The following is a 22703-nucleotide window of genomic DNA, read 5'->3' as shown; positions in this document are numbered from 1 at the left end:
AAGGATAAATATGAGCGGATACCTGCAGGGTAAGGACATGGCTGGCGGCGAGAACACTCCGGCACCTTCCAAGCCACCAGTGGTCAACAAGGCGGTCACGATCCCATCGCTGAACGCAATGCGCGCGGCGGGCACCAAGATCTCGATGCTGACCTGCTATGACGCCAGCTTCGCGTCCCTGATGGACCGCGTGGGCGTCGACATCCTGCTCATCGGCGACTCGCTGGGCATGGTCTGCGCGGGCCACCAGTCCACGCTGCCCGTCACGATGGCCGACATGGTCTACCACACCGCTTCGGTCGCGCGCGGGAACAAGAACGCGATGGTCATGGCCGACATGCCGTTCGGTTCCTACGGCACGCCGGAAGCCGCCTTTAACAATGCTGTCCAGCTGATCCAGGCCGGCGCGCACATGGTCAAGCTCGAAGGCGGTGCATGGCTGGCCGACACCATCCGCTTCCTGACCGACCGCGCCGTCCCGGTCTGCGCCCACCTCGGCCTGACGCCGCAGTCGGTGCACCAGATGGGCGGCTACAAGGTGCAGGGCAAGACCATCGAAAGCGCGGAACGCCTGAAGGCCGATGTGCTGGTGGTTGCCGAAGCCGGCGCCGCCATCGTGCTGCTGGAGGCGATTCCGACCGGCCTTGGCAAGGAAGTGACCGAAATGCTGGCGATTCCGACCATCGGCATCGGCGCGGGTCCTGACTGCTCGGGCCAGGTACTGGTCATGCACGACATGCTGGGCGTGTTCCCAGGCCGTAAGGCCAAGTTCGTGAAAAACTTCATGGACGGGCAGACCAGCATCGAGGCCGCGGTGACGGCGTATGTCGATGCGGTCAGGGACGGCAGTTTCCCGGCGCCGGAGCACTGCTTCTAAGGGATCGACATGCACGGCGACCCGCAGGCAAGGCTGTTTATCGCACTGTGGCCGGATGCGCAGGTGCGCCATGCGCTGCGCGAATGGCGCGATGCGTGGCAGTGGCCGCGCGGGTCGTCGCCGGTTAAGCCGGAACGCTTGCATATGACGCTGCATTTCCTGGGCAGTGTCAGCGTGGGGCGGATTCTGGAGTTGCGCGAGGCGCTAAGCCGGGTGCGGTCCGAGGCGTTTGAGCTGGAGTTTGGCGTGCAGAAGCTGTGGCCGCACGGGATTGCGGTGATGGAGCCGCTTTCCGCGCCGGAGCAGCTTTTACGCCTTCATCAGGATACTGGTGCTGCGCTCGAGTCGCTGCGGATGCCGGTGGAAGAGCGGGTTTACAAGCCGCATGTGACCTTGGCGCGGCGTGCCGTGAAGGCGGAGGTGCCGGAGCCAGGACCGGCCCTCAAGTGGGCTGTCGACGGCTTCGCGCTCATGGAATCCGCAGCGAGTGGATACACCGTCGTCGAACAATTCCGTTAGATCTGGATCCAGGTCGTTTTCAACTCCGTATATTTGTCGAATGCGTGCAGCGACTTGTCGCGGCCGTTGCCTGACTGCTTGTAGCCGCCGAACGGCACCGTGATGTCGTCGCTGTCGTACTGGTTCACGTGCACCGTCCCCGCCCGCAGCGCCCGCGACACCTTGATCGCCTTGCTGATATCCGACGTCCACAGCCCCGCCGCCAGCCCGTATGGCGTCGCATTCGCCTGCTTCACCGCCTCGTTCACGTCGGTGAACGACAACACCGACAGCACCGGCCCGAAGATTTCCTCCTGCGCGATCTTCATGCTGTTGTCGACCTTGTCGAACAGCGTGGGCGCCACATAGTAGCCGCCGCTTCCGAGCCGCGCAGCCTCGCCTCCGGCCAGCACCGTCGCGCCGCCGTCCTTGCCAGCCTGGATGTAGCTCATCACCGTCTTCATCTGCGTTTCGTCGACAATCGCGCCCATGATGGTCGCCTCATCCAACGGATCACCCGGCGCATAGCGCGGGATCAACGCCAGCGCTTTTTCAAGGAATTCTTCGCGGATCGATTCCTCGACAAACAGGCGCGAAGGCGCATTGCAGCTCTCGCCCTGGTTGAAGTAGATCGAACCTACCGCCGCACTCACCGCGGCATCGAGGTCGGGACAATCGGCGCAAACGATATTGGCCGATTTGCCGCCAAGCTCGGTCCAGGCGCGCTTCAGGTTCGACTGCCCGGCCATCTGCAGTATCAGCTTGCCGGTGCGCGTTGAGCCGGTGAAGCCGATCGCATCGACATCCATGTGCATTCCCAGCGCGCTGCCCGCCTCGTTGCCGTACCCCGGCACCACGTTGAACACGCCGTCCGGCAGCCCCGCCTCCATCGCGATCTCCGCCAGCCGCAAGGCCGTCAGCGGCGATTTTTCGGATGGCTTGAGCACCAGGCTGTTGCCCGCCGCGAGCGCCGGCCCGATCTTCCACGCGGCCATCAGCATCGGGTAATTCCACGGGACGATGGCCGCCACCACGCCAACCGGCTCGCGCGTGATCAACGCCAGGCTGGAATCGCCTGTGGGCGCGATCTCACCGTAGACCTTGTCGATCGCCTCGCCGTACCAGCGGATGCAGTTGGCCGCCAGCGGCACATCGATGCTCTGGCTATACTTGATCGGTTTGCCCATGTCGAGGGTTTCGAGCAGCGCCAGCTCCTCGCCGTGCTTCATCATCAGCTCGGCGAACTTGATCAGGGTGCGCTTGCGCGATGCCGGAGGCATGCCGGCCCAGCGCCTGTCCTCGAAGGCGGCGCGGGCCGCGGCAACGGCCGCATCCACGTCCTGCGCACCGCAGCGCGCCACCATGCCCAGCCGGCGTCCGTCGACCGGGGAGATGTCCTCGAACTGCTGTTCCGACTGCGCCCACACCCGGCGCCCGCCGATGAAGGCGCGTCCGTCGATTTTCAGCGCTTCCGCGCGCTCATGCCAAAGTGCCATGTTTCGCTCCTGAAGTTAGGATTACCCGCCCTCGCATTGTGATGCAAGTGCGACATTTTTCAGCCTACATCGTCATTCCACCCGGGTTCTACCGCTATAATCGCGGATTTTCCAGACGGGAAATTGCGTCCTGCCCGTGTTTTGTCCCGGTTATATTTTATAAATAGCAAAGATACTTGACGTCCCCCCCGACCTAGCGATCGGGGATTCCTACAGCTAGCGTCGCACGTCCGCGACGGAGAATGTTTAAAGCAGCATTGATATCACGATCATGTACCGCTCCGCAATCACAGCAACGCCATTCTCTTATTCCAAGATCTGCGATACCTTTCGGCCTCGAATCGGGAACTGCGCCGCAATTCGAGCAGATCTGGGTGGTAAAGCTCTCGTTCACTTCTTCAAACCAGGCGCCATGCTTAACAGCCTTGTACGCCAGTTGTGCTCGGAAGGACGACCAGCCGACATCGTAGACGGACTTCGCCATGCTGGTTCTGGCGAGAGCCGCTGCATTGATATTTCCAACCACAATATAGTCGAACGCGCCGACGATGGCGCTGGTGCATGTGTGCAGGTAATGGCGGCGGCGATTGGCGATCTTGGCGTGGAGCACCGCGACCCGCTTCTTCTTACGGGCGCGCTGGGCCACCGCCAGCGCCGCCTCGCTGGCACGGTAGATCTGAGGCGCCGCGATGCGGCTGCCGTCGCTCAGTGTGGCCAGGTCTTTCAGGCCAAGGTCGATTCCCACACCGCGCACCGGCAAGCGGGCAGGCGGCGCCGGTACTTCAAGGACGATATTGAGGAACCAGTTGCCGCACCGGTCGCGCGAGAAGTTGGTCCCGTCGGTGATTTTGCCCTCGGGCAGCGCGCGCGAATAGAACACGCGGAAGGTATTGCCGGCGAAGCGGAAAGCATTGCCTTCGCGTTTCAGCTCACGCCCTTTCAACGGCACCCAGCCCAAGGTCTTCCTGCCGCGATAGCGAAGGTAGGGCCGATGCGACTGGGAGCGCGACCTGGCGTACTGCTGGCACACGTCGTTGACCGTACCCGAGTGAAGGCCAAGCTCCTTGCTGCATCCCGTGGTGAGCTTGATCAGATCAAAACCGGTATGCCAGCGGCGACCGAAACGCAGCGCATCCTTTTGCCTGTCGTTGCAGTAGTTCCAGACAAAGTTGACTGCCCGGGCCTGCTTGTTCAGCAAGCCAGTCAGCGACTTGACGCGGTAGCGGTAAACCAGTTTCATCCAGGTTCGACAGCCATTGTCGACCATGGTTCCACTCTTAAATCCAAGGCATCGACTGCTGCGCAGTCGGCTCCTCTTTTCACTCCCCGTCCTGAAGGACAAGGTTTCTCGGACCAAATCTGATGAATTACACACTGATAACCTCTGTCGTAATCTACTTGCTCGGCACGCTCGCGGTGGGCGTATGGGCCGGAACCCGCATCAAAAACACCACCGACTTCGCGATCGCGGGCCGCAGCCTGCCGCTGGTCATGGTGGTCACCACCACCTTCGCGACCTGGTTCGGCGCCGAGACGGTGATGGGCATCCCGGCAAGATTCGTCGAGGGCGGCCTGAACGCGATTGTCGAAGATCCGTTCGGCGCCGGCACCTGCCTGATCCTGGTCGGCATGTTCTTCGCGGCCCGTCTATACAAGCTCCACCTGCTCACCATCGGCGACTACTTCCGCAAGCGCTATGGCAGCGGCATCGAGGTATTCTGCTCCGTCGCGATCATCCTCAGCTACCTTGGATGGGTCGCCGCGCAGATCACCGCCCTCGGCCTGGTGTTCACGGTGCTGACCAACGGCGCCATGTCCGAAGCCGTCGGCATGATCGTCGGTACGTTGGCGGTGCTGATCTACGTCGTCATCGGCGGCTTCCTGGCCGTGGCGTTCACCGACTTCATCCAGATGATCGTGCTGGTGATCGGCCTGACCATCATCGCCTTCGTCTCGGCCGACCTGGCCGGCGGCGCCGGCAACGTGCTGGCGATGGCCGAACAGCGCAACCTGTGGAACTTCCTGCCGCCGCCGACCTTCACCGACATCGCGATGTTCATCGCCGCCGGCGTGACCATGATGTTCGGCAGTATCCCGCAGCAGGACGTGTTCCAGCGCGTGATGTCGGCCAAGGACGCGCCGACCGCGCGCGCCGGCGCCATCATCGGCGGCGCCAGCTACATCATGTTCGCCTTCGTCCCGATGTTCATCGTGGCCAGCGCGGTGCTGGTGCTGGGCGACGCCGGCCTTGAGCTGGCCAAGAACGACTACCAGCGCCTGCTGCCGACCTTCGTGCTGACCAAGATGCCGCTGGGCATGCAGATCATCTTCTTTGGCGCGCTGCTCTCCGCGATCAAGAGCACCTCGTCGGCAACGCTGCTGGCGCCTTCCACCAGCTTCGTCGAGAACATTCTCAAGCACCTTCGTCCCGGCATGACCGACCGCCAGCAGCTGCTCGCCACCCGCATCTCCATCGTCGCCTTCGCGGCGCTGGTGCTGGCGTATGCCATCGCCATGAGGGGCACCTCGATCTACGAACTGGTATCGACCGCCTACCAGGTAACCCTGGTGGCCGCGTTCGTGCCGCTGGTAATGGGCCTGTACTGGAAGCGCGCCACCACCCAGGGCGCGATTGCATCGGTAACGCTGGGCATCGGCACCTGGATCCTGTTCTTCCCGCAGGTCTCGCCCCTGGGCGAACTGTTCCCGGGCCAGCTGGCCGGCCTGATCGCCGCTTTCATCGGCATCATCGCCGGTTCGCTGGCGCCTCAGGTGCTGCAGAACCGCCGGGAACTCTAGACCCAGCCCCGCTTTATCAGGTCCGCCAGGGTGTCATCCAGGCTCTGGCGGATCCTGTCCACCATCTCGTCCACCTGCGCCTGCGTCATCACCAGTGGCGGCGCGACGATCATGCGGTCACCCACCGCGCGCATGATGATCCCGTTGGCGAACATGTAGCCGCGGCAGATCATCCCCACATGCAGCGCCTGGTCGAACGGCACGCAGTCGTGCAGGTGCTCCGCCTTCTTGCGCACCAGGTTCAGGCCCGCCACGAAACCAAGGCTGTCGGCATGCCCCACCAGCGGATGGTCGGAGAGCGACGCGAACTTCTGCTTCAGGTAAGGTCCCGTATCGACCGCCACCGCGTTCACCAGCTGCTCGTCCTGGATGATGCGCAGGTTCTCCAGCGCCGCCGCGCAGGCGACCGGGTGGCCGGAGTAGGTGAAGCCGTGATTGAACTCGCCGCCCTTCTCGATCAGCACGTGCGCCACGCGGCTGCCCACCAGCACGCCGCCGAGCGGAACATAGCCTGAGGTGACGCCCTTGGCGAAGGTGATCAGGTCGGGCTGGATCTGCATCAGTTCCGAGCCGAACCAGGTGCCCAGCCGGCCGAAGCCGGTGATCACTTCGTCGGCGATCAGCAGCACGTCGTACTTGTCGCAGATGCGCTGGATTTCGGGCCAGTAGGTCGGCGGCGGGATGATCACGCCACCCGCTCCCTGCACCGGCTCGCCGATGAAGGCCGCCACCTTGTCCGGCCCCAGTTCGAGGATTTTCTGTTCCAGCCAGCCGGCAGCCACGATGCCGAATTCGGCCTCCGTCATGCCCTTCGGCGCTTCGGCATAGTTGGGCTGGCCGATGTGGACGATGCCCGGTATCGGCAGCCCGCCCTGCGCGTGCATTCCCGCCATTCCGCCCAGCGAAGCCCCGGCCATGGTGCTGCCGTGGTAGCCGTTGACGCGGCCGATGATGGTGTGGCGTTCCGGGTGGCCCAGCAGGTCCCAGTAGCGCCGCACCAGCCGCACGTTGGTGTCGTTGGCCTCGGAGCCCGAGCTGGTGAAGAATACGTGCTTGAACGGCGCCGGCGCCAGTTGCGCCAGCTGCGCCGCCAGGGTCACCGCCGGCACGTTGGTGGTGTTGAAGAAGCTGTTATAGAACGGCAGCGTCTCCATCTGGCGGTACACCGCCTGCGAGATGCTGGTGCGGCCGTAGCCCACGTTCACGCACCACAGTCCCGACATGCCGTCGAGGATCTTGTGGCCTTCCGAATCCCACAGGTAGATGCCTTCACCGCGCACCATCACGCGCGCGCCTTTTTCCGCGAGCGAGCCGTGGTCGGTGAACGGGTGCAGGAAGTGGGCCGAATCCAGTTGGCGAATCGCGGCCGTGTCGAAGTCCTGCTGTGGTGTCTTGATGGATGCGAGAAACGCCGCGTCGGGTGTATTCGTCGTCATGATTTCCTCCCATTGTTCTCGGTCCGTCAGACGTGCAGCAGCAGGTGCTCACGTTCCCACGGACTGATGACGGTCATGAATTCCTGGTGCTCCAGGTCCTTGATGGCCGCGTAGACGTCGATGAAGCGCTCGCCCAGCACGGTGCGCAGCTTGTCTTCGCCGCGCAGCAGCGCCAGCGCCTCGGGCAGGCCTTGCGGCAGCTCGAACGGCAAGTCGTAGGCACTGCCCCCCATCATCGGGGTCGGGTCGAGCTGTTCGGTCATGCCGAGGTAGCCGCAGGCCAGCGTGACGGCCAGCGCCAGGTAGGGGTTGGCGTCGGCGCCGATGATGCGGTTCTCGACGCGGCGGTCCTGCACGCCCGATTCCGGCACGCGGAAACCGACGGTGCGGTTGTCCAGGCCCCACTGGATGTTGATCGGCGCGGCAGTGTGGCGCACGATGCGGCGGTACGAATTGACGTAGGGAGCGACGATCGCCATCGCCGACGGCATGTAGCGCTGCAGGCCGCCGATGTAGTGCTTGAAGAGGCTCGATGCGGAACCGTCTTCGTTGCTGAAGATGTTCAGGCCCGTCGCGGCGTCCACCACGCTCTGGTGCACATGCATCGCGGATCCCGGCTCGCCCGCCATCGGCTTGGCCATGAAGGTGGCGTACATGTCATGCTTGAGCGCCGCTTCGCGCAAGGTGCGCTTGAAGTAGAACACCTTGTCGGCAAGGCCCATCGGGTCGCCGTGCAGGAAGTTGATCTCCATCTGGCCGGCGCCGATCTCGTGGATCAGGGTGTCGACGTCGAGGTTCATCATTTCGCAGTAGTCGTAGATGTCCTCGAACAGCGGGTCGAACTCGTTGACCGCGTCGATGCTGTACACCTGGCGGCTGGTTTCGGCCCGGCCGCTGCGCCCGATCGGGGCCTTCAGCGGCAGGTCGGGGTCGATGTTCTTGGCGGTCAGGTAGAACTCGAGTTCGGGCGCGACCACAGGCTTCCAGCCCTTGTCGTCGTACAGCTTGAGCACGCGGCGCAGCACGGTGCGCGGCGCGAAGTCGACCAGTTTGCCGTCGGCGAAGTAGCAGTCGTGGATGACCTGTCCGGTCGGGTCGGCGGCCCACGGCACCATCGTAATGGTGGTGGGATCGGCCTTCAGGATCATGTCGCGGTCGGTGGCGGAAATGGCGCGGTCGTAGGGGCCGTCGTTGACCGGGTAGTTGCCGGTCACGGTCATGCCCAGCACCGCTTCCGGGATGCGCATGCCGCGGTCCTGGGTGAATTTGGCGCGCGGCAGGATCTTCCCGCGCGCGACGCCGGTCAGGTCGGGGACCAGGCATTCAATTTCGGTGACTCGCTTTTCATTGAGCCACAAATCCATATCGGTGTAAGTGAAGTTCTCTCGTATTGCCATGATGCTCTCTCGATTGTCTTGCTCGGAGCGCCGGGAAAAACGGCCACGGGCGCGCGTGAAACGCAGGTCGGGAGCGGCGCTAAGGCACGCGGCAGGCGGCGAACTTCTGGCAGGGATTCATCATGCGGGCTCCGGGCGTTGTTTCTGATAGGCGCGGCAAGCCTCGCCGAAGGCGCGGAACAGCCGCAGCGAATCGGGGTTCTGCATCAGGTGCCACTCCGGGTGCCACTGGACGGCCAGCGCAAACGGCACGCCGGGTACGGAAAACGCCTCCACCAGTCCGTCGTGCGCGGTGGCTTCGATGGCGATGCCCTTGCCTTGGCGGTCGATGCCCTGGCCGTGCAGGGAGTTGACGACGATCTCACTGGCGCCGTCGAGGATGCGCTGCATCAGGCCGCCGGCAACCAGGTCGACCGGGTGCTTGGGCCGGTACTGGTTGTCGAGCGTGTCGGCCGGATTTTCGCGGTGGTCCATCATGCCCTCGACCTCCTGCACCGCCTGGTGCAGGCTGCCGCCGAGCGCCACGTTCATCTCCTGGAAGCCGCGGCAGACAGCAAAGATCGGCACGCCGCGCTTGAGGGCGGCACGGATCAGGGGCAAGGTGGTGGCGTCGCGCGCCGGATCGAGCGGCAGCGCCGGGTCGCGCAGGTCCTGCTGATAGTAGCTGGAATGGACGTTCGACGCAGAGCCGGTCAGCATGATGCCGTCGGCGACCGCAAGCGCGGTTTCAAAGTCGGATGCGTCGCCCAGCGCCGGCATGATCAGGGGCGCGCAGCCAGCTCCCTGGACGACAGCGTCGATGTACTTGCACTGCACTGCGTGGTAGGGGTGGTTCCCCAGTTCGCGGGTGCAGGCAGGAACGATAACGATTGGGCGGCGCATGATGTCTCACCTTCCGTTTGTAACGTATTCGAATCCATCTTAAATGCTATCTCATCCGAATGCGAGTGACTCTTAACCCATTTTTGTCCTAGGGAACAATAAACATGTACTAAATCAACAACTTATATTTCCAAAGGATGCGTTATGGCACAACATAGAATTGAGGTTCACTCATTAGGACCCGGCATGCGGCACATCTGCTGGATCTCCGTCACGGCCGTGTGATTCCCTGAATGCCCTGTTTGAGTATGGAAGGCATAACCCCGCCATCGCCGAGCAGCTTCAGCTCAAGCAAAGTCTCGATGGCCGCGACCGCCTCGACGATGTCCGTCCTGCCATCGCGCCTGTGAAGCCGGACCTGGACAGCCATGCGCGGCCGCAGCGAGGCCGCCTCGGCACTGAGCGCAATCCGGTCGCCCGGCCTTAATGCGGCCGCGCCGGACAGGGCGCCGGCCGGCACCCGCAGCGGCAGGATGCCCATGCCGATCAGGTTCGAGCGGTGGATGCGTTCGAAACTGACGGCCAGTACCGCGCGCACGCCGAGCAGGCGCAAGCCCTTCGCGGCCCAGTCGCGCGATGAGCCGGTGCCATACCGTTCGCCCGCAACCAGCACCACGGAATCGCCTTCGTCGCGATAGCGCTGGGCTGCTTCCCAGATCGGCAGCAGCTGCCCGGACGGAACATGCAGCGTATGCGCCAGCGGTATCCCGCCTTGCAGATGATTGACCAGGGTGCGATTGTGGAAGGCTGCGCGCAGCATGACCTGCCAGTTCCCGCGGCGCGATGCGAATACATTCAGGTCGCCCCGGTCCTCGCCACGCTGTACCAGGTAGTCGGCCACCAAGCTGTCGGGCGGGATCGCGCTGGCCGGCGAGATATGGTCGGTGGTAACGTCGTCGCCCAGCACCAGCAAGGGATACGCGGTATAGGCGCCGAGCAGGCTGCCCTGCGATGCAGCGGCAAACGGCGGACGCTGCAGGTAGTTCGACGCCGGATCCCATGGGTACAGTGGCGAGTCCGGCGCTTCCATTGCATGCCACACCGGGTTTAGCGATGCATTCTCGAAGTCGCGCCTGAAATCGCCGGGGTCGCCGGCCAGCCGCACGTAGCGATCCAGCTCGTCGCTATCGGGCCACAGGTCGCCGAGGTAGACCGGCGTGCCGTCCGGAGCGAACTGGACCGGATCGCTGCTCAGGTCGAGCGCCGCGTCGCCGGCGAGCGCAAACGCAATGACCAGCGGCGGCGACATGATGAAGCCAAGGTCGAGATCGGGATGCACCCGCCCCGGGAAATTGCGGTTGCCCGACAACATCGCCACCGGCTTGCCGCTGCCGGCCCGCAGCATGTCGCGGATCGGCGCCGTGAGCGGTCCCGAATTGCCGATGCAGGTCGTGCAGCCGAAGCCGACGATGCCGAATCCCAGTGCGTCGAGCTCGTCCAGCAAACCGGCCCGCTTGAGGTAGGAGGCCGCCGCCGGCGATCCCGGCGCCAGCGAGGTTTTCACCCACGCCGCCGGTTTCAGTCCAAGCTGGCGCGCCTTCCTGGCAAGCAGCCCGGCGGCAATCAGCAGCCGTGGGTCGGAGGTATTGGTGCAACTGGTGATCGCCGCGATGGCGACCGGATGCAGCGGCAGCGCGCCGGATGCCGATTGCGCCACAAAGCCAAGCGCGTGCAATGCTGCCGCGGTCTGCGCATAGTGAAGCCGGTCCTGCGGCCGCGCCGGTCCCGCGACCTCGATGCCGATCTGGTCGAGGCAGATCTCGACCACCCTGGTGTAGCGCGCTTCGCCGGCCGGGTCGTTCCACAGCCCCACCTGCTGTGCATAGGCACGCACCAGCGCGATCTGCACTTCGCTGCGGCCGGTTGTACGCAAGTAGTCCAAGGTTTGCTCGTCGATCGCAAAGTAGCCGGTGGTAGCGCCATATTCCGGCGCCATGTTCGCCACCACCGCGCGATCGCCGGCACTCAGCCCGGACACCCCAGGACCGAAGAATTCAACGAAGTCGCCGGCCACGCCCAAGGCCCGCAAACGCTGCGTGACGGTCAGCGCCAAGTCGGTCGACATAGCCGGGGCACGCAGCGTCCCGCTCAGCCGCACGCCAACGACGGCGGGAATGCGCAGCATGGTCGGCATGCCGAACATGACGGTCTGCGCCTCCAGCCCCCCGACTCCCCAGCCCAGCACGCCGATGCCGTTGATCATCGGCGTGTGGCTGTCGGTGCCGATCAGCGTATCGGGCACCAGCCAGCCGGGCCGACTCTCATTGCCCGGTTCCGTTGCGACCACGGTGGCCAGTTGTTCCAGGTTGATGGTGTGCATGATGCCGGTGCCGGGCGGGTGGATGCGCACGCCATCGAGTGCCTTCGAGGCCCAGCGCAGGAAGCGATAGCGCTCGGCGTTGCGGCGCATTTCATAGCCCAGGTTGACACTGGCGGCGTCCGCCTGCGCGTACGCTTCCACCGCCAGCGAATGGTCGACCGACACGTCCACCGGCAGCATCGGGTTCAGCAACGCGGGATCGGCCCCGGCCTCGGCCAGCGCATCGCGCATCGCGGCGATGTCGACCAGCGCGGGAGTGGCGGTCGTATCGTGCATCAGCACCCGGCCCGGCTGGAAGGCGATCTCGGCTTCGCTGCTGCCGTGCTCCAGCCAGCCGAACAGCGCCGCCACGGCATGATCCCGCTCCGCCCCCTCTCTATTGCGGATTGTATTCTCCAGCAATATACGTAGCACGACCGGCAGGCGGTACAGGCGCTCGCCGAACAAGGCGGGCAAGTCGACCAGCTGATAAGTCAAGCCGTTCAACGCCAGCTGGGCGGCAGGGTAGATGGGATCATTTGTTCGCATGGTACGATCATTATTGCATTTAATCTCCAAAAAGTGCAATAATGAATTCGCATAATCGAACTGGAGATAAAATGGAAACCACCAGCGACAAGCTGGTCAGGGAATTCGCAAGCGCCGGCAAGCTGCGCGCTTCGATAAACCTTGGCAACCCTATCCTGGCCAGGCAGCCGGCCCCCTCGGCCAAGCCAGCCGGCGTATCGGTCGACCTTGCCACCGAATTTGCCAGACGCCTTGGCGTCGAGATCGAACTGGTGCTGTTCGACGCAGCCGGAAAGGCGGCCGAGGCGCTGAAAAACCGCGACGTCGATATCGGCTTCGTGGCGCTCGACCCGTTGCGCGGCGAAGGCATCCGCTTCTCGCATCCATATGTGCAGATCGAGGGCAGCTACCTTGTGCGCGCCGGCTCGCCGGTCGCCAGCAACGACGATGTGGACCAGTTGGGCAACCGCGTCACGGTCGGCGCGGGCAGCGCCTACGACCTGCACCTGAGCCGCTCGCTGAAACACGCGCAGATCGTGCGCGCCCCTACCTCGCCCACCGTGGTCGACACCTTCATCGAGCAGCAGCTCGAAGTGGCCGCCGGCGTGCGCCAGCAACTGGAACACGACGCGCAACGCTTCCCCGGCCTGCGCGTGCTGGACGGCCGCTTCATGGTGATCAACCAGGCCATGGGAATTCCAGGACAGTACAGCGACGAAGCATGGCGCTTCCTGTCCGCCTTCATCGAAGAAATGAAACAGACGGGTTTTGTCGCCAGGTCGCTGGCGCACCACCGGATCGACGGCGCAGTGGTTGCGCCGGCCGCTCCTTTATGACACCACCAGGAGACAACATCATGACATCCCCGAAACTGCTTGCCACGCTGCTCGCGTCGGCCTCCATCCTGGCCGCGCCGTTCAGCGCGGCCCAGGTCCCTGCGGGCTATCCCGCTGCCTACGCAAAGACCGTCGAAGCGGCGAAGAAAGAAGGCCGCCTGGTCATCTACGCCACCACCGACACCAAGATTGCCGGCTCGCTGCTCAAGGACTTCAAAGCCATGTACCCGGACATCAAGGTCGAGTACAACGACATGAACTCGACCGAAATGTACAGCCGCTTCATCTCGGAAGCGGCAGCCGGCGGCAGCTCCGCCGACTTGCTGTGGAACTCGGGAATGGACCTGCAGATGAAGCTGGTGGCCGAGGGCTTCGCGCTGCCCTACAAGTCACCGGAAGCGGCTGCGATTCCAGCCTGGGCCAACTACCAGGACATGGCATTCGGCACCACGTTTGAACCCGCGGTGATCGTCTACAACAAGCGCCTGGTGCCGGCCGGCGATGTGCCGGCGTCACACGCCGCCCTGCTGGCGCTCCTGAAGGCAAAGCCGGACAAGTACAAGGACAAGGTCACCACCTACGATATCGAAAAGTCGGGCGTCGGCTTCCTGCTGACCACCCACGATTCGATGGAGAACAAGCAGTTCTGGGACTTGGCGGCGGCAATGGGCAAGGCCGGCGTGCGCGTGCAGTCCTCGAATGGGACGATGATGGAGCGCATTTCGTCGGGCGAGCAGCTGATCGGCTATAACATTCTGGGTTCGTATGTCCACGCTCGGGCGAAGCAGGATACCTCGCTGGGCTATGCGGTACCGTCCGACTATGTGCTGGTGCTGTCGCGCGTGATGTCGATCAACAAGACAGCGCGCAATCCGAACGCCGCCAAGCTGTGGCTTGACTACACGCTGTCGAAACGCGGACAGACCATCATCGCCAACGACGCGCAGCTGTTTTCGATTCGCGCGGACGTACTAGGCGAAGCAACGGCGGCCGGACTTGTCCGCTTGCACGGCGCCAGGCTGAAGCCGATTCCAGTCCATCCTTCCATCCTCGCTTCGATGGAGCAGTCCAAGCGGCTGGCATTCATCAAACGCTGGAAAGAAGCTACGGGTAAAAAATAAGGATCCGATTCGGCGGCACGATCTCGGGATACATCGGGGACAGACCCCACGTCTGGGGTCTGTCCCCGATGTTGGGGTCTGTCCCCGGGTCTGTCCCCGAACTTGTGTCCCCGAACTTGAGCGGCTTAACTTAGCGGCATTAGCAGCAGACCCCGGCCTTCGTCGTCGAACGGGAGCAGCGCATCCTGGGTCCACGCGGCATGGTCAGCGGTTCCGGCTGCAGGAGCTCGTCGAGCTGCGCTCCGCTCACCCATCCTTTTTCAAGCACAAGTTCGGCAATACCGCGCCCCGCTGCCGGGACCTGGCGTTCACCCAGCAGGTCGCATTCGGTCCGGAAAGCCCGGCGCCGTGTTTGTCGTTGTCATGTTTTGTCGCCGTATCCGCCGCCAGGCGGAGCTAGTCAGCGCAACAGCTGGATGCCGATATACACAACCACCTGATTTTGGGTGGCGTCGTGCGGATGCAGGTCGCGCCCGGCGCTCGCCTGCAGGATCAGGTTCCCGGAAAGGCTCCACTTGAAGCCGGCGCTGGCCTCGGTGTGGCCGAACTGGCGCCGCACGACGCTGTGCTGCAGCTCGACCCTGCACTCCACCGACGGCAGGCAGGCGTGCGTGACCTTGAACCCGGCCAGCCATTCATCGTCGCCGTCCTCGATCAGGTTGCGGCCGGCCTCGGCATACCAGCCGGTGCCGCCGCGCCTGAACCCGACGACCAGCGGCAGCACCAGGCTGCGCCCCGGTTCCACCAGGCCGCGCCGCTCCGCACTGGACGACGGGTTCCAGCTGAAGGCCGGGAACAGCGCCAGGTCGATCCCGCTCTTGTCCTGGTCGGCGAAGCGCCATTTGACGCCCGCCGTCGCGCTGCCCCAGCCGCGCACCGGGTCCTGGCCGCGTTCGCGCAGTTGCACCCGCTGCAGTCCCAGCACCAGCTGGGCATTCTCGCCCCAGCCGTAATTGAAGTCGGTTTCGGGCGCGGTCAGCTCCCACATGCCGCTGCTGCGCTGGCCGCCGATGCCGACATTTATTTCCCACATTCCATTGCCCGGGGTCCCGGTGTCCTCGGTGGCCGCCGCGCTGCCTGCGAGGGCCGCCAGCAGAAGCGGCGCGAGTGCCTTCCACTGAACTGCGCGCATCAGAAGTACCTCACCCACGCCACCTTATTTTTTCCCGGTCGATGGAAGCATGCGTTCCATCAGGCGGTCACGCAGTGCGTACTGGTGGAAGAACGCAATCACCGCGTGCACGCCGGCCAGCGCCAGGATCGCATACGCCGCGATCAGATGCACCTGGCCAGCCGCCTTGCGCAATTCCTTGTTGCCGGGGTCGAAAGCCGGAATCTTGAAGAAATTGAACACCCACTCGCCCCGTACCCACGTATTGGCAAACCCCAGCACGATGGCAACAATCAGGATCACATACAGCAGCGCATGTCCGGCGCTGGCCAGTCTGGACGATACCGGCTGCGGCCCCAGGCCGCGCGCATTCCTGGCCATGCTCTTCCAGCGCAGGCGGCAGGCCAGGATAACTGCCAGAGCAACACCCATGGTCAGGTGCACGCCCAGCATATTCCAGCGGGATGGCCCCTTCGGAAAATAGTCGATGAATTGCGCGCTCAGCCAAAGCAGCACGACAAGCACCGCAGTCACCCAGTGAAACCAGATCGTCTTGCGGTCGTAATGCAGCGCTGCGGCAGGGGTGGTCGTTTTCATGCGTATCTCCTCAAATTTGCGGCGTGGATTGCTTACTTAGCCTTGAGCTCGTCAGCGATGATGTACTGGCGGTTGATGCGGTACTGGCCCTTGTCCTTGCTCCAGTTGACCCAGTCGGGATTGGTTTCCACCAGCGTCGCGCGTACTTTCGCCTGGGTTTGCTCGCGCAGGCCCAGGCCTTCGTCGCCGTTGTACTCGTAGATCATCAGCGCGGACCAGTGGCGGCCCACCACATAGCGGCCGAAATAGACGCTGTACTGGTTCAGCACCCCCTCCTTCAGCCAGCCGTCCAGCTGGGGCGTCAGATAGCCGCGCAGGTAGCTCAGGTATTTATCGGTGGGGACCAGGTAATCGTACGGAATCACCACATACACGCCGGAACCCTTGCTGGTGCCGCCCTGGAGGTAGAGGTCGCCCGGATTGGTGTCGATCTCACTGACCAGTGCCAGTGCCTGTGGCGGCAAGCCGGCAGGCATGTTGGCCTCGACTTCCTTCCACTTGGCCGCGGTTTTGGCATCAGGGAAATTCAGCAGGGTCAGCATGTCCCAGTTCTTGTTATCGACAAAGCGGTTGAACAGCACCTTGTACTCGCGCAGGAAGCCTTCGCGCTTCCAGCGTTCCAGCTGTTGCAAGCCTTCACCCTGCATGAACTGGCGCAATGCCAAGCGGTTCGCAGGCGCCGCATGGTATTCCAGCACCAGCGTCGTGGTGCCCGCGTCGGTGGGCGATGCGGCCGGCGCAGCCTGGGCCGACGCGCACAGGGCGGCAAGGATGGTCATGCACATCAGCGCCAGCTTGCGCCACAAAGTCATTGATTGGTTCACTGTCGTTCCTTCGGTAAACAGGGTTATGTATTATTGGCTCAATAAATTCACTTCAATCGTGCTGCGGTTCCTTCATTTGGTATTTACGGAATGTTTTTATTCACGATTTAATACAATATAGACCGAGTGCAGGATATTTGCAATGCCCGTATCAGATTTTTTGCGCGACGCTCGCCATGGCGTCAATCGGCATCGTGCGCACTGGGTCGCCTGCGCTGCAAGCGAGCGCATCCAGATGGCCTTGCGGCAGGACCAGGCGCCCGCTCTCCGGCCCGGCAGGCGCGGCGATGACGCGGAAGTCTTGCATCGCGGTGGTCGCGATCAGGCGCGTCGCAGCGGGCGGCGCCGCCCTATCCCCCGCTTCCAGTATCGCCAAGGCGCTTTCCCTGCTGGCGCGCAGCGCGCTCACCCGCGCCTGCAGCACCGGGCCGCCGTCGAAGATATCGACGTAGCCCTCGTAGCACAAGCCCTCCTGTTCCAGCAGGCGGCGCGCGGGCGCGGTATCCACATGGGTTTTGCCGATCGCCGCGCGCGCTTCGGGCGTGAGGAAGGCGGTGTACAAGGGGTGTCTCGGCATCAGTTGCGAGATGAAGGATTTCCCGCCCTGCCCGCACAAGTCGTCGGCCGCATGGAAATCCATCTTGAAGAAGTGCCGCCCCAGGCTCTCCCAGAACGGCGCGCTGCCATCGGGATCCTGAAAGCCGCGCATCTCGGCGAAGATTTTCTCGGAGAATAGTTCGGGAAATTGTGCGATGAACAGGAAGCGGCTCTTCGACAACAGTTTGCCGTTCATGCCCTTGCGGTAGTCCGGATGCAGGAACAGCGAGCACAGCTCGGCGCAACCGGTCATGTCATAGCACAGGTACAGCGCCTGCATACTTGCAAGGCGATTCGCCTCCACGCTCGAATGGACCAGGGTGCCAAGGCGGTAGCTGTAGAACGGCTCATCGAGGCCGACCGCTCCCTTGATCGCGCACATGCCGGCCACGCGCTGGTTGGCGCTGTCTTCCATCACGAACACGTAGTCGCACTCGCTCGCGCTTGCCGTGCCGTCAAACGAAGCGGATGCGATTTCCAGGCGCCGTTCGAGCGCGCCCCGATCCGCTTTCAGGGTGGTCATGCCGGGGCCAACCTGGCGCGCAAGTTCAAGAACGGCGTCGAGGTCAGCCGGCCCGGCGTTTCGTACGATTAACATGGTGATCTCATAATTGAATGCAAACGACCTCGTCGCCAGCGCCAACGTCCAGCAAGCGCCGTTCTTCAAGCGTCAAGGTGATAAATTCCTGCTGCTCGACCGGATCGGAGGCAGCGGCAATCGCACGGAAGCCCTGTTCGCGCGCATTGCAGACCAGGTAGCGCCGGGCGCCTGCCGCGCTGGCGTGTTCGCGCTGCGACACGCCTCGCCGCATCGACGACGAGTACGATTTGAGTGCGTGCCGGCTGGCCTGGAGCAAGGGTCCACCGTCGCAGATATCGACGTAATCGTTCGCTTCGAAACCCTCGTCGCACAGCATCTCGAACCCGCCCCGTGCAAGCGGATCGACCGTCGCCAGCGCAGCCCTTGCGTCGGCCGGCAACAGCGAGACATACACCGGATAGTGCGGCATCAAGCCGGCGATCAGCGCGCGATTGCGCGCGCCGCCGAGCAGCTTCTCCACCTGCATGAAATCCATGTGGAAAAAGTTACGGCCGATTGCATCCCAGAACGGCGAGCGCTTGCTGCCGTCGGTCGCTCCCGGCAAGGACGCGAAAAACTTGTGGGCGAAACGCTGCGGCGCCAGCGCGGCATACATCAGGCGGGCACGCCCGAGCAGGCATTTGTGCTCATGGCCGATGGCGGGGCCAGGCGCATGGTAGCCGGCCAGCTGCGAGTACCCGCTCAGGTCCGAACACAGCATCAGCATGTCGACATTATTGCTCACATCCAGATCGGGCGAGACCTGTTGCATCATGTCCTGCCTGAACGCGAGGAAGCTCGCGCCCCCGCCGGCTTGCGCCACCAGCGAGGCGGTGCCCGCGAGCGCGCCATCGGCGGCCGATTCGAGTACGAAGGTATAGCGTTCGTCGGCCGGCAGCGCCGGACGGCTCTGGAACGAGGCGACCGACTGCTCGACCAGCGCGGCAAGCCCATGGCGCGATTGCGGCAGCGTGTGCACGCGCTGGTTGTCACGCCGGCATAGCATCTCCAGCCGCGGCAAGTCTGCCATCTCTACGGGACGTACTACATACATGATGTTCTCCTCGGACGGGTTGGCGCAGGGCGCAGGATTCCAGGCGCGGCAGCTGGCTGCGATTGCGCCTGTGCTTCGACAACCCGAAGCTGGAATGAAAGTGCGTGGCTGTGTGGCTGGGTCGTGCGACGCTGCCATTCAGGCAAGCACCGCCGCGCGGTGCGGCGGGTTGCCTCCGCCGGGCTCGGGGCGGGTAGCGACTGGAACCAGGCTGCGGGCGCGATCGCCGTCCGCCTCCGGCTGAAAATACTGCAGGTCGCGGCGCGCCGGCGGCAGCTTGCGCGTCTCGACGCGGAAACCGTCCTCGCGGTTGCCATACAGTTCAGGCACGGCCTGCAGCAGGCGCTGGGTATATGGATGGCAGGGCGCATCGAACACCTGGTCGCGCGTGCCCTCCTCTACCACGTGGCCGCGCAGCATGACGATCACGCGGTCCGCGATCTGTTCCACCACGCCGAGGTCATGCGAGATCAGCAGGCAGGCAAAGCCATATGCATCCTGCAGCGAGACCAGGATATCGAGCACCTGCTTTTGCACCGTCACGTCCAGCGCGGAGACCGGCTCGTCGGCGATGATGATGTCCGGCCGTACCACCAGCGCACGCGCGATCGCAACCCGCTGCCGCTGCCCGCCGGACAGCTCGTGGATGTAGCGCTCAGAAAAATCGCCACCCAGCTGGACATCATCCAGCGCTTTCCTGACGCGCGCCCTGCGTTCGGCCGCGCTCAGGCTGCGGTCCAGCCGCAGTCCTTCCGCGACCAGGGCGCCTACTTGCATGCGCGGATCGAGCGACGAGTACGGGTCCTGGAACACCATCTGGATGCGGCGCCGCGCGGCCCGGATTTCATCCTTGCTGGCGGCCAGCAGGTCCTTGCCCTCGAAACGGATAGCGCCGCCCGATGGCTTGAGCAGGCCGAGGATGGCCTTGGTCAGGGTGGTCTTGCCGCTGCCGGATTCGCCGACGATGGCCAGCGTCTCGCCGGGCGACACCGAGAACGAGGTCGCATGCACCGCACGCAGCATGCGCTTGCCCCACCAGCCGTGGCGCGACTCGTAGTCGACGGTCAGGTTGTTCACTTCCAGGATGGGAGGCTTCGGCAGCGGCGGCACGGCATCGGGGTCGCGCTTGGGCAGCGCATCGAGCAGCTTGAGCGTGTACTCGTGGGCAGGGCGCGACAGGACCTGGCGCACCGGGCCGGTTTCCACCGCATCGCCGCGCCGCATGACCAGCACGCGCTCGGTGTATTCGGCCACCAGCGACAGGTTGTGGCTGACAAAAATCAGCGCGGTGCCTTCCTGCACCGTCAGCTCCAGCATCAGGTCCAGCACTTCTTTCTGGACCACGCAATCGAGCGCGGTGGTCGGTTCGTCGGCGATCAGCAGCTTCGGCTTGAGCAGCATCACCGCGGCCAGCATGATGCGCTGGCGCATGCCGCCCGAAAACTCATGCGGAAAGCGCTGCATGCAGTCGCGCGGATTGCGCACCAGCACCCGTTCCAGCATCGCGATCGCTTGCGTACGGGCCTGCTGGCGCGACAGCCCGCGCCGGCAGACCAGGCCTTCGGTCAGCTGGTCGCCGATCCGGAACGCAGGATTCAGCGACACCATCGGTTCCTGGAACACCATGCCGATTTCGGTGCCGCGCAAGGCGCGCCATTGCGCCGGCGTATTCTGGAACAAGTCGCGGCCGTTGAAGCAGGCGCTGCCGCGCTGCACCGTTGCCGCATCCGGCAGCAGGCCCAGCAGCGCTTTGCCGATCATCGTCTTGCCGCTGCCGGACTCGCCGACGATCGCCAGCGACTGGCCGGCGGCGAGGTCGAAGCCGATCTGGTTGACCACGGCCCTAGAACCGTTTTGCGGGCAGGGAAACGCGATCGTCAGGTCGCGCACGCTCAATAACAGCTCGCTCATCACATCGCTCCTTTCATGCGCGGATCAAGCAGGTCGCGCACTGCATCGCCCAGCATGTTGATACCCAGCAGGGCAAACGAAATCATTGCACCGGGGAACACCGACAGCCAGATCGCCTGCTCCATCGAGTTGCGGGCATCGGACAGCATGCCGCCCCAGGACGGCGCTGGCGGCGGCACGCCGAGTCCGAGAAAACTCAGTGCGCTCTCCGACAGCAGCGCCGAGCCGAACAGCGAGGTCGAGAAAATGATCAGCGGCGCCACGCAGTTGGGCAGGATGTGGCGCGCGACGGTCCACAGGCCGCTGTTGCCCATGGCCTGGGACGCGATCACGAAATCGCGCTGGCGCAGGGAGAACACGGTAGCGCGGGCGATGCGCGCCACCGACGGCGTGTACGCCAGGCCCAGCGCCAGCACCACGCCGAGTTTGGACGGGCCGATGATGGCCATGATGCCCAGCGCCAGCAGCAGGCCCGGAAATGCCATCAGCGACTCGAGGAAGATCATCACGATGCGATCGGTCCAGCCGCCCAGGTAGCCGGTGAGTACGCCGATGAAGGTGCCGGCCAGGGTAGCGAACAGCACGGTGCCCAGGCTGACCGCCACGCTCACGCCGGCCCCGGCCATGATGCGCGACAGCACGTCGCGCCCGAACTCGTCGGTGCCCAGCAGGTGATCCCATGAGGGCGCGCCAAACTTGGCCATCAGGTCGCCATCGACCGGATCATAAGGCGTGTAGATGAAACCGGCGATTGCCAGGAACAGCACCAGGCCGACGAACAGGACGCCGATGACAAGGTTGACGCGTTTGAAGTTGAGTTTCATCAGAATTGCTCCGAGAAACCCTGTACTTCAGGGCAGGGAGTGAAAGGAGCCGGGCGCGTAGCGCCCGCAGCCGTCCAAGTAAAAAAATGTTTTGAACTTTGGTGTTGGTTCACGGTCAAACTCCATAAGTGCTTCAGTATGCGATTACGCGCTGGGCATGATTTACCAGTACCGCTTTTTCCAATCCGCAGTCGCCTTAGGCGAGGTCGAGAGATATCCTGCGGATTGAATAAGAAGCTGGGCTCTTTCAGTCCGGCTTCCGTCTGGGGCATCAGACGCCAGCAGTGGGAATCCCCTTTCGTTCACGAAGGGGAGGATGTCAAGGCCTAGAGCTTGATGCGTGGATCGAACAGCGGATACAGCAGGTCGATTACCAGATTGACGAAGACATACAGGAGGGCCACGAACAGCAGGCAACCCTGCACCACCGGATAGTCGCGCGCATAAATGCTCTCGACCAGCAGGCGCCCGATGCCGGGCAGTGTAAACACGGTCTCGATCACGGCCGCGCCCGACAGCAGGTGGCCGAGCACCAGCCCGATCACCGTCAGCGTCGGGCCGAACGCATTCGGGAATGCATGCCGCAACATCACGCGGCTTTCCGGCAGTCCCTTGGCGCGGGCATGCGCGATATATTCGAGCCGCAGGACGTCGATCGTGCTCGCGCGCATCATCCGCGACAGGGCGGCAATCTCGGTCAGGGTAATCGCGATGACCGGCAACACCATGTATTGAATGGCAGGCCAGCCAACCGTGGCGAACGATTCAAAGCCGAATGTGGGCAGCCAGTTGAGCTTTACCCCGAACAGCCAGATCAGCATGATGCCAGCCCAGAAGCTCGGGATCGACACCATGAAAATCGCGCTCGAGACGATGGTCAGGTCGGGCCAGCGGTTCTGCCGCCATGCGGCAAACATGCCGGCCGGGAGCGCGATCAGGCAGGACAGCAAGGTGGCCGCGAGGACGATCTGGGCGGTCACCGGGAAGTGCTGCAGGATCAGGTCCAGCACCGGCTCGCCGCTCTTGACCGAAGTGC

Annotated in this window: 19 protein-coding genes; 5 read left to right on the top strand and 14 right to left on the bottom strand. The window is 63.8% G+C overall.

Going from position 1 to position 22703, the window contains the following annotated elements; genetic code table 11:
- Window positions 1-10 precede the first annotated feature (10 nt).
- Together panB and thpR are read left to right on the top strand one after the other, a co-directional pair.
- Window positions 11-877, top strand: a complete 867-nt coding sequence (gene panB, locus D3872_RS13900; RefSeq protein WP_119811334.1) for a 3-methyl-2-oxobutanoate hydroxymethyltransferase — start codon at window positions 11-13, stop codon at window positions 875-877.
- Window positions 878-886: 9 nt separating this feature from the next.
- Window positions 887-1396 carry an RNA 2',3'-cyclic phosphodiesterase gene (gene thpR / locus D3872_RS13895; protein ID WP_119811333.1) on the top strand — a complete coding sequence of 170 codons (510 nt, stop codon included), beginning with the start codon at window positions 887-889 and terminating at the stop codon, window positions 1394-1396.
- On the opposite strand, the gene D3872_RS13890 is transcribed toward thpR, so the two are convergent.
- Both D3872_RS13890 and D3872_RS13885 read right to left on the bottom strand, forming a co-directional pair.
- Window positions 1393-2871 (bottom strand): aldehyde dehydrogenase, encoded by a 1479-nt coding sequence (locus D3872_RS13890; protein WP_119811332.1) that lies wholly within the window; start codon window positions 2869-2871, stop codon window positions 1393-1395. The genes thpR and D3872_RS13890 overlap by 4 nt on opposite strands.
- A 193-nt stretch (window positions 2872-3064) precedes the next feature.
- Entirely contained in the window at window positions 3065-4111 is a 1047-nt protein-coding gene (locus D3872_RS13885; protein WP_119811331.1) for an RNA-guided endonuclease InsQ/TnpB family protein, read from the bottom strand.
- Window positions 4112-4233: 122 nt separating this feature from the next.
- Here D3872_RS13885 and D3872_RS13880 point away from each other — a divergent pair, with 122 nt between their 5' ends.
- A complete protein-coding gene (locus D3872_RS13880; protein WP_119811330.1) occupies window positions 4234-5670 on the top strand; it encodes a high affinity choline transporter 1 in 1437 nt (478 codons plus the stop codon).
- Here D3872_RS13880 and D3872_RS13875 read toward each other — a convergent pair.
- The 4 genes from D3872_RS13875 to acnA all read right to left on the bottom strand — a co-directional run bounded on the left by D3872_RS13875 (window position 5667) and on the right by acnA (window position 12233).
- Window positions 5667-7106 carry an aspartate aminotransferase family protein gene (locus tag D3872_RS13875; protein ID WP_119811329.1) on the bottom strand — a complete coding sequence of 480 codons (1440 nt, stop codon included), beginning with the start codon at window positions 7104-7106 and terminating at the stop codon, window positions 5667-5669. The two genes, D3872_RS13880 and D3872_RS13875, sit on opposite strands and share 4 nt — an antisense overlap.
- Before the next feature lie 26 nt (window positions 7107-7132).
- Window positions 7133-8503, bottom strand: a complete 1371-nt coding sequence (locus tag D3872_RS13870; protein ID WP_119811328.1) for a glutamine synthetase family protein — start codon at window positions 8501-8503, stop codon at window positions 7133-7135.
- 120 nt (window positions 8504-8623) lie between these two features.
- A complete protein-coding gene (locus D3872_RS13865) occupies window positions 8624-9385 on the bottom strand; it encodes a gamma-glutamyl-gamma-aminobutyrate hydrolase family protein (protein WP_119811327.1) in 762 nt (253 codons plus the stop codon).
- Between the two features lie 211 nt (window positions 9386-9596).
- Complete coding sequence (acnA, locus tag D3872_RS13860; RefSeq protein ID WP_119811326.1) at window positions 9597-12233, bottom strand: aconitate hydratase AcnA; 2637 nt, start codon at window positions 12231-12233, stop codon at window positions 9597-9599.
- Between the two features lie 71 nt (window positions 12234-12304).
- Between acnA and D3872_RS13855 the strand changes: the two genes are divergently transcribed.
- Both D3872_RS13855 and D3872_RS13850 read left to right on the top strand, forming a co-directional pair.
- Complete coding sequence (locus D3872_RS13855) at window positions 12305-13048, top strand: ABC transporter substrate-binding protein (RefSeq protein WP_119811325.1); 744 nt, start codon at window positions 12305-12307, stop codon at window positions 13046-13048.
- A gap of 20 nt (window positions 13049-13068) precedes the next feature.
- On the top strand, window positions 13069-14169 hold the full coding sequence (locus tag D3872_RS13850) for an ABC transporter substrate-binding protein (RefSeq protein ID WP_119811324.1): 1101 nt from the start codon (window positions 13069-13071) through the stop codon (window positions 14167-14169).
- A 400-nt stretch (window positions 14170-14569) separates the two neighbouring features.
- Here the strand turns inward: D3872_RS13850 and D3872_RS13845 are convergent, their stop codons facing one another.
- The 8 genes from D3872_RS13845 to D3872_RS13810 form a co-directional block, all read right to left on the bottom strand.
- Window positions 14570-15301, bottom strand: coding sequence for a hypothetical protein (locus D3872_RS13845; protein WP_119811323.1), 732 nt, complete (start codon window positions 15299-15301; stop codon window positions 14570-14572).
- 24 nt (window positions 15302-15325) lie between these two features.
- Entirely contained in the window at window positions 15326-15877 is a 552-nt protein-coding gene (locus D3872_RS13840) for a cytochrome b (RefSeq protein WP_119811322.1), read from the bottom strand.
- A 32-nt stretch (window positions 15878-15909) separates the two neighbouring features.
- Window positions 15910-16701 (bottom strand): hypothetical protein, encoded by a 792-nt coding sequence (locus tag D3872_RS13835; protein ID WP_147373881.1) that lies wholly within the window; start codon window positions 16699-16701, stop codon window positions 15910-15912.
- A gap of 151 nt (window positions 16702-16852) precedes the next feature.
- The gene (gene astA, locus D3872_RS13830) at window positions 16853-17896 is read right to left on the bottom strand and encodes an arginine N-succinyltransferase (protein ID WP_119811320.1); all 1044 of its coding nucleotides are present in this window, start codon (window positions 17894-17896) and stop codon (window positions 16853-16855) included.
- Window positions 17897-17903: 7 nt separating this feature from the next.
- Window positions 17904-18932 (bottom strand): arginine N-succinyltransferase, encoded by a 1029-nt coding sequence (locus D3872_RS13825; RefSeq protein ID WP_182915807.1) that lies wholly within the window; start codon window positions 18930-18932, stop codon window positions 17904-17906.
- 138 nt (window positions 18933-19070) lie between these two features.
- Window positions 19071-20843 carry an ABC transporter ATP-binding protein gene (locus tag D3872_RS13820; RefSeq protein ID WP_119811318.1) on the bottom strand — a complete coding sequence of 591 codons (1773 nt, stop codon included), beginning with the start codon at window positions 20841-20843 and terminating at the stop codon, window positions 19071-19073.
- A complete protein-coding gene (locus D3872_RS13815) occupies window positions 20843-21667 on the bottom strand; it encodes an ABC transporter permease (protein WP_119811317.1) in 825 nt (274 codons plus the stop codon). The genes D3872_RS13820 and D3872_RS13815 overlap by 1 nt, the downstream gene beginning before the upstream one ends.
- A 326-nt stretch (window positions 21668-21993) precedes the next feature.
- Window positions 21994-22703, bottom strand: a 710-nt coding sequence (locus tag D3872_RS13810) for an ABC transporter permease (RefSeq protein WP_147373880.1), incomplete at its 5' end; no start/stop codon positions are given.

The organism is Massilia cavernae (genome assembly GCF_003590855.1).
Lineage (GTDB): Bacteria > Pseudomonadota > Gammaproteobacteria > Burkholderiales > Burkholderiaceae_D > Telluria_A > Telluria_A cavernae.
Note: the sequence above shows the minus strand (reverse complement) of the source record. Positions and strands in the feature narration are given on the sequence as shown.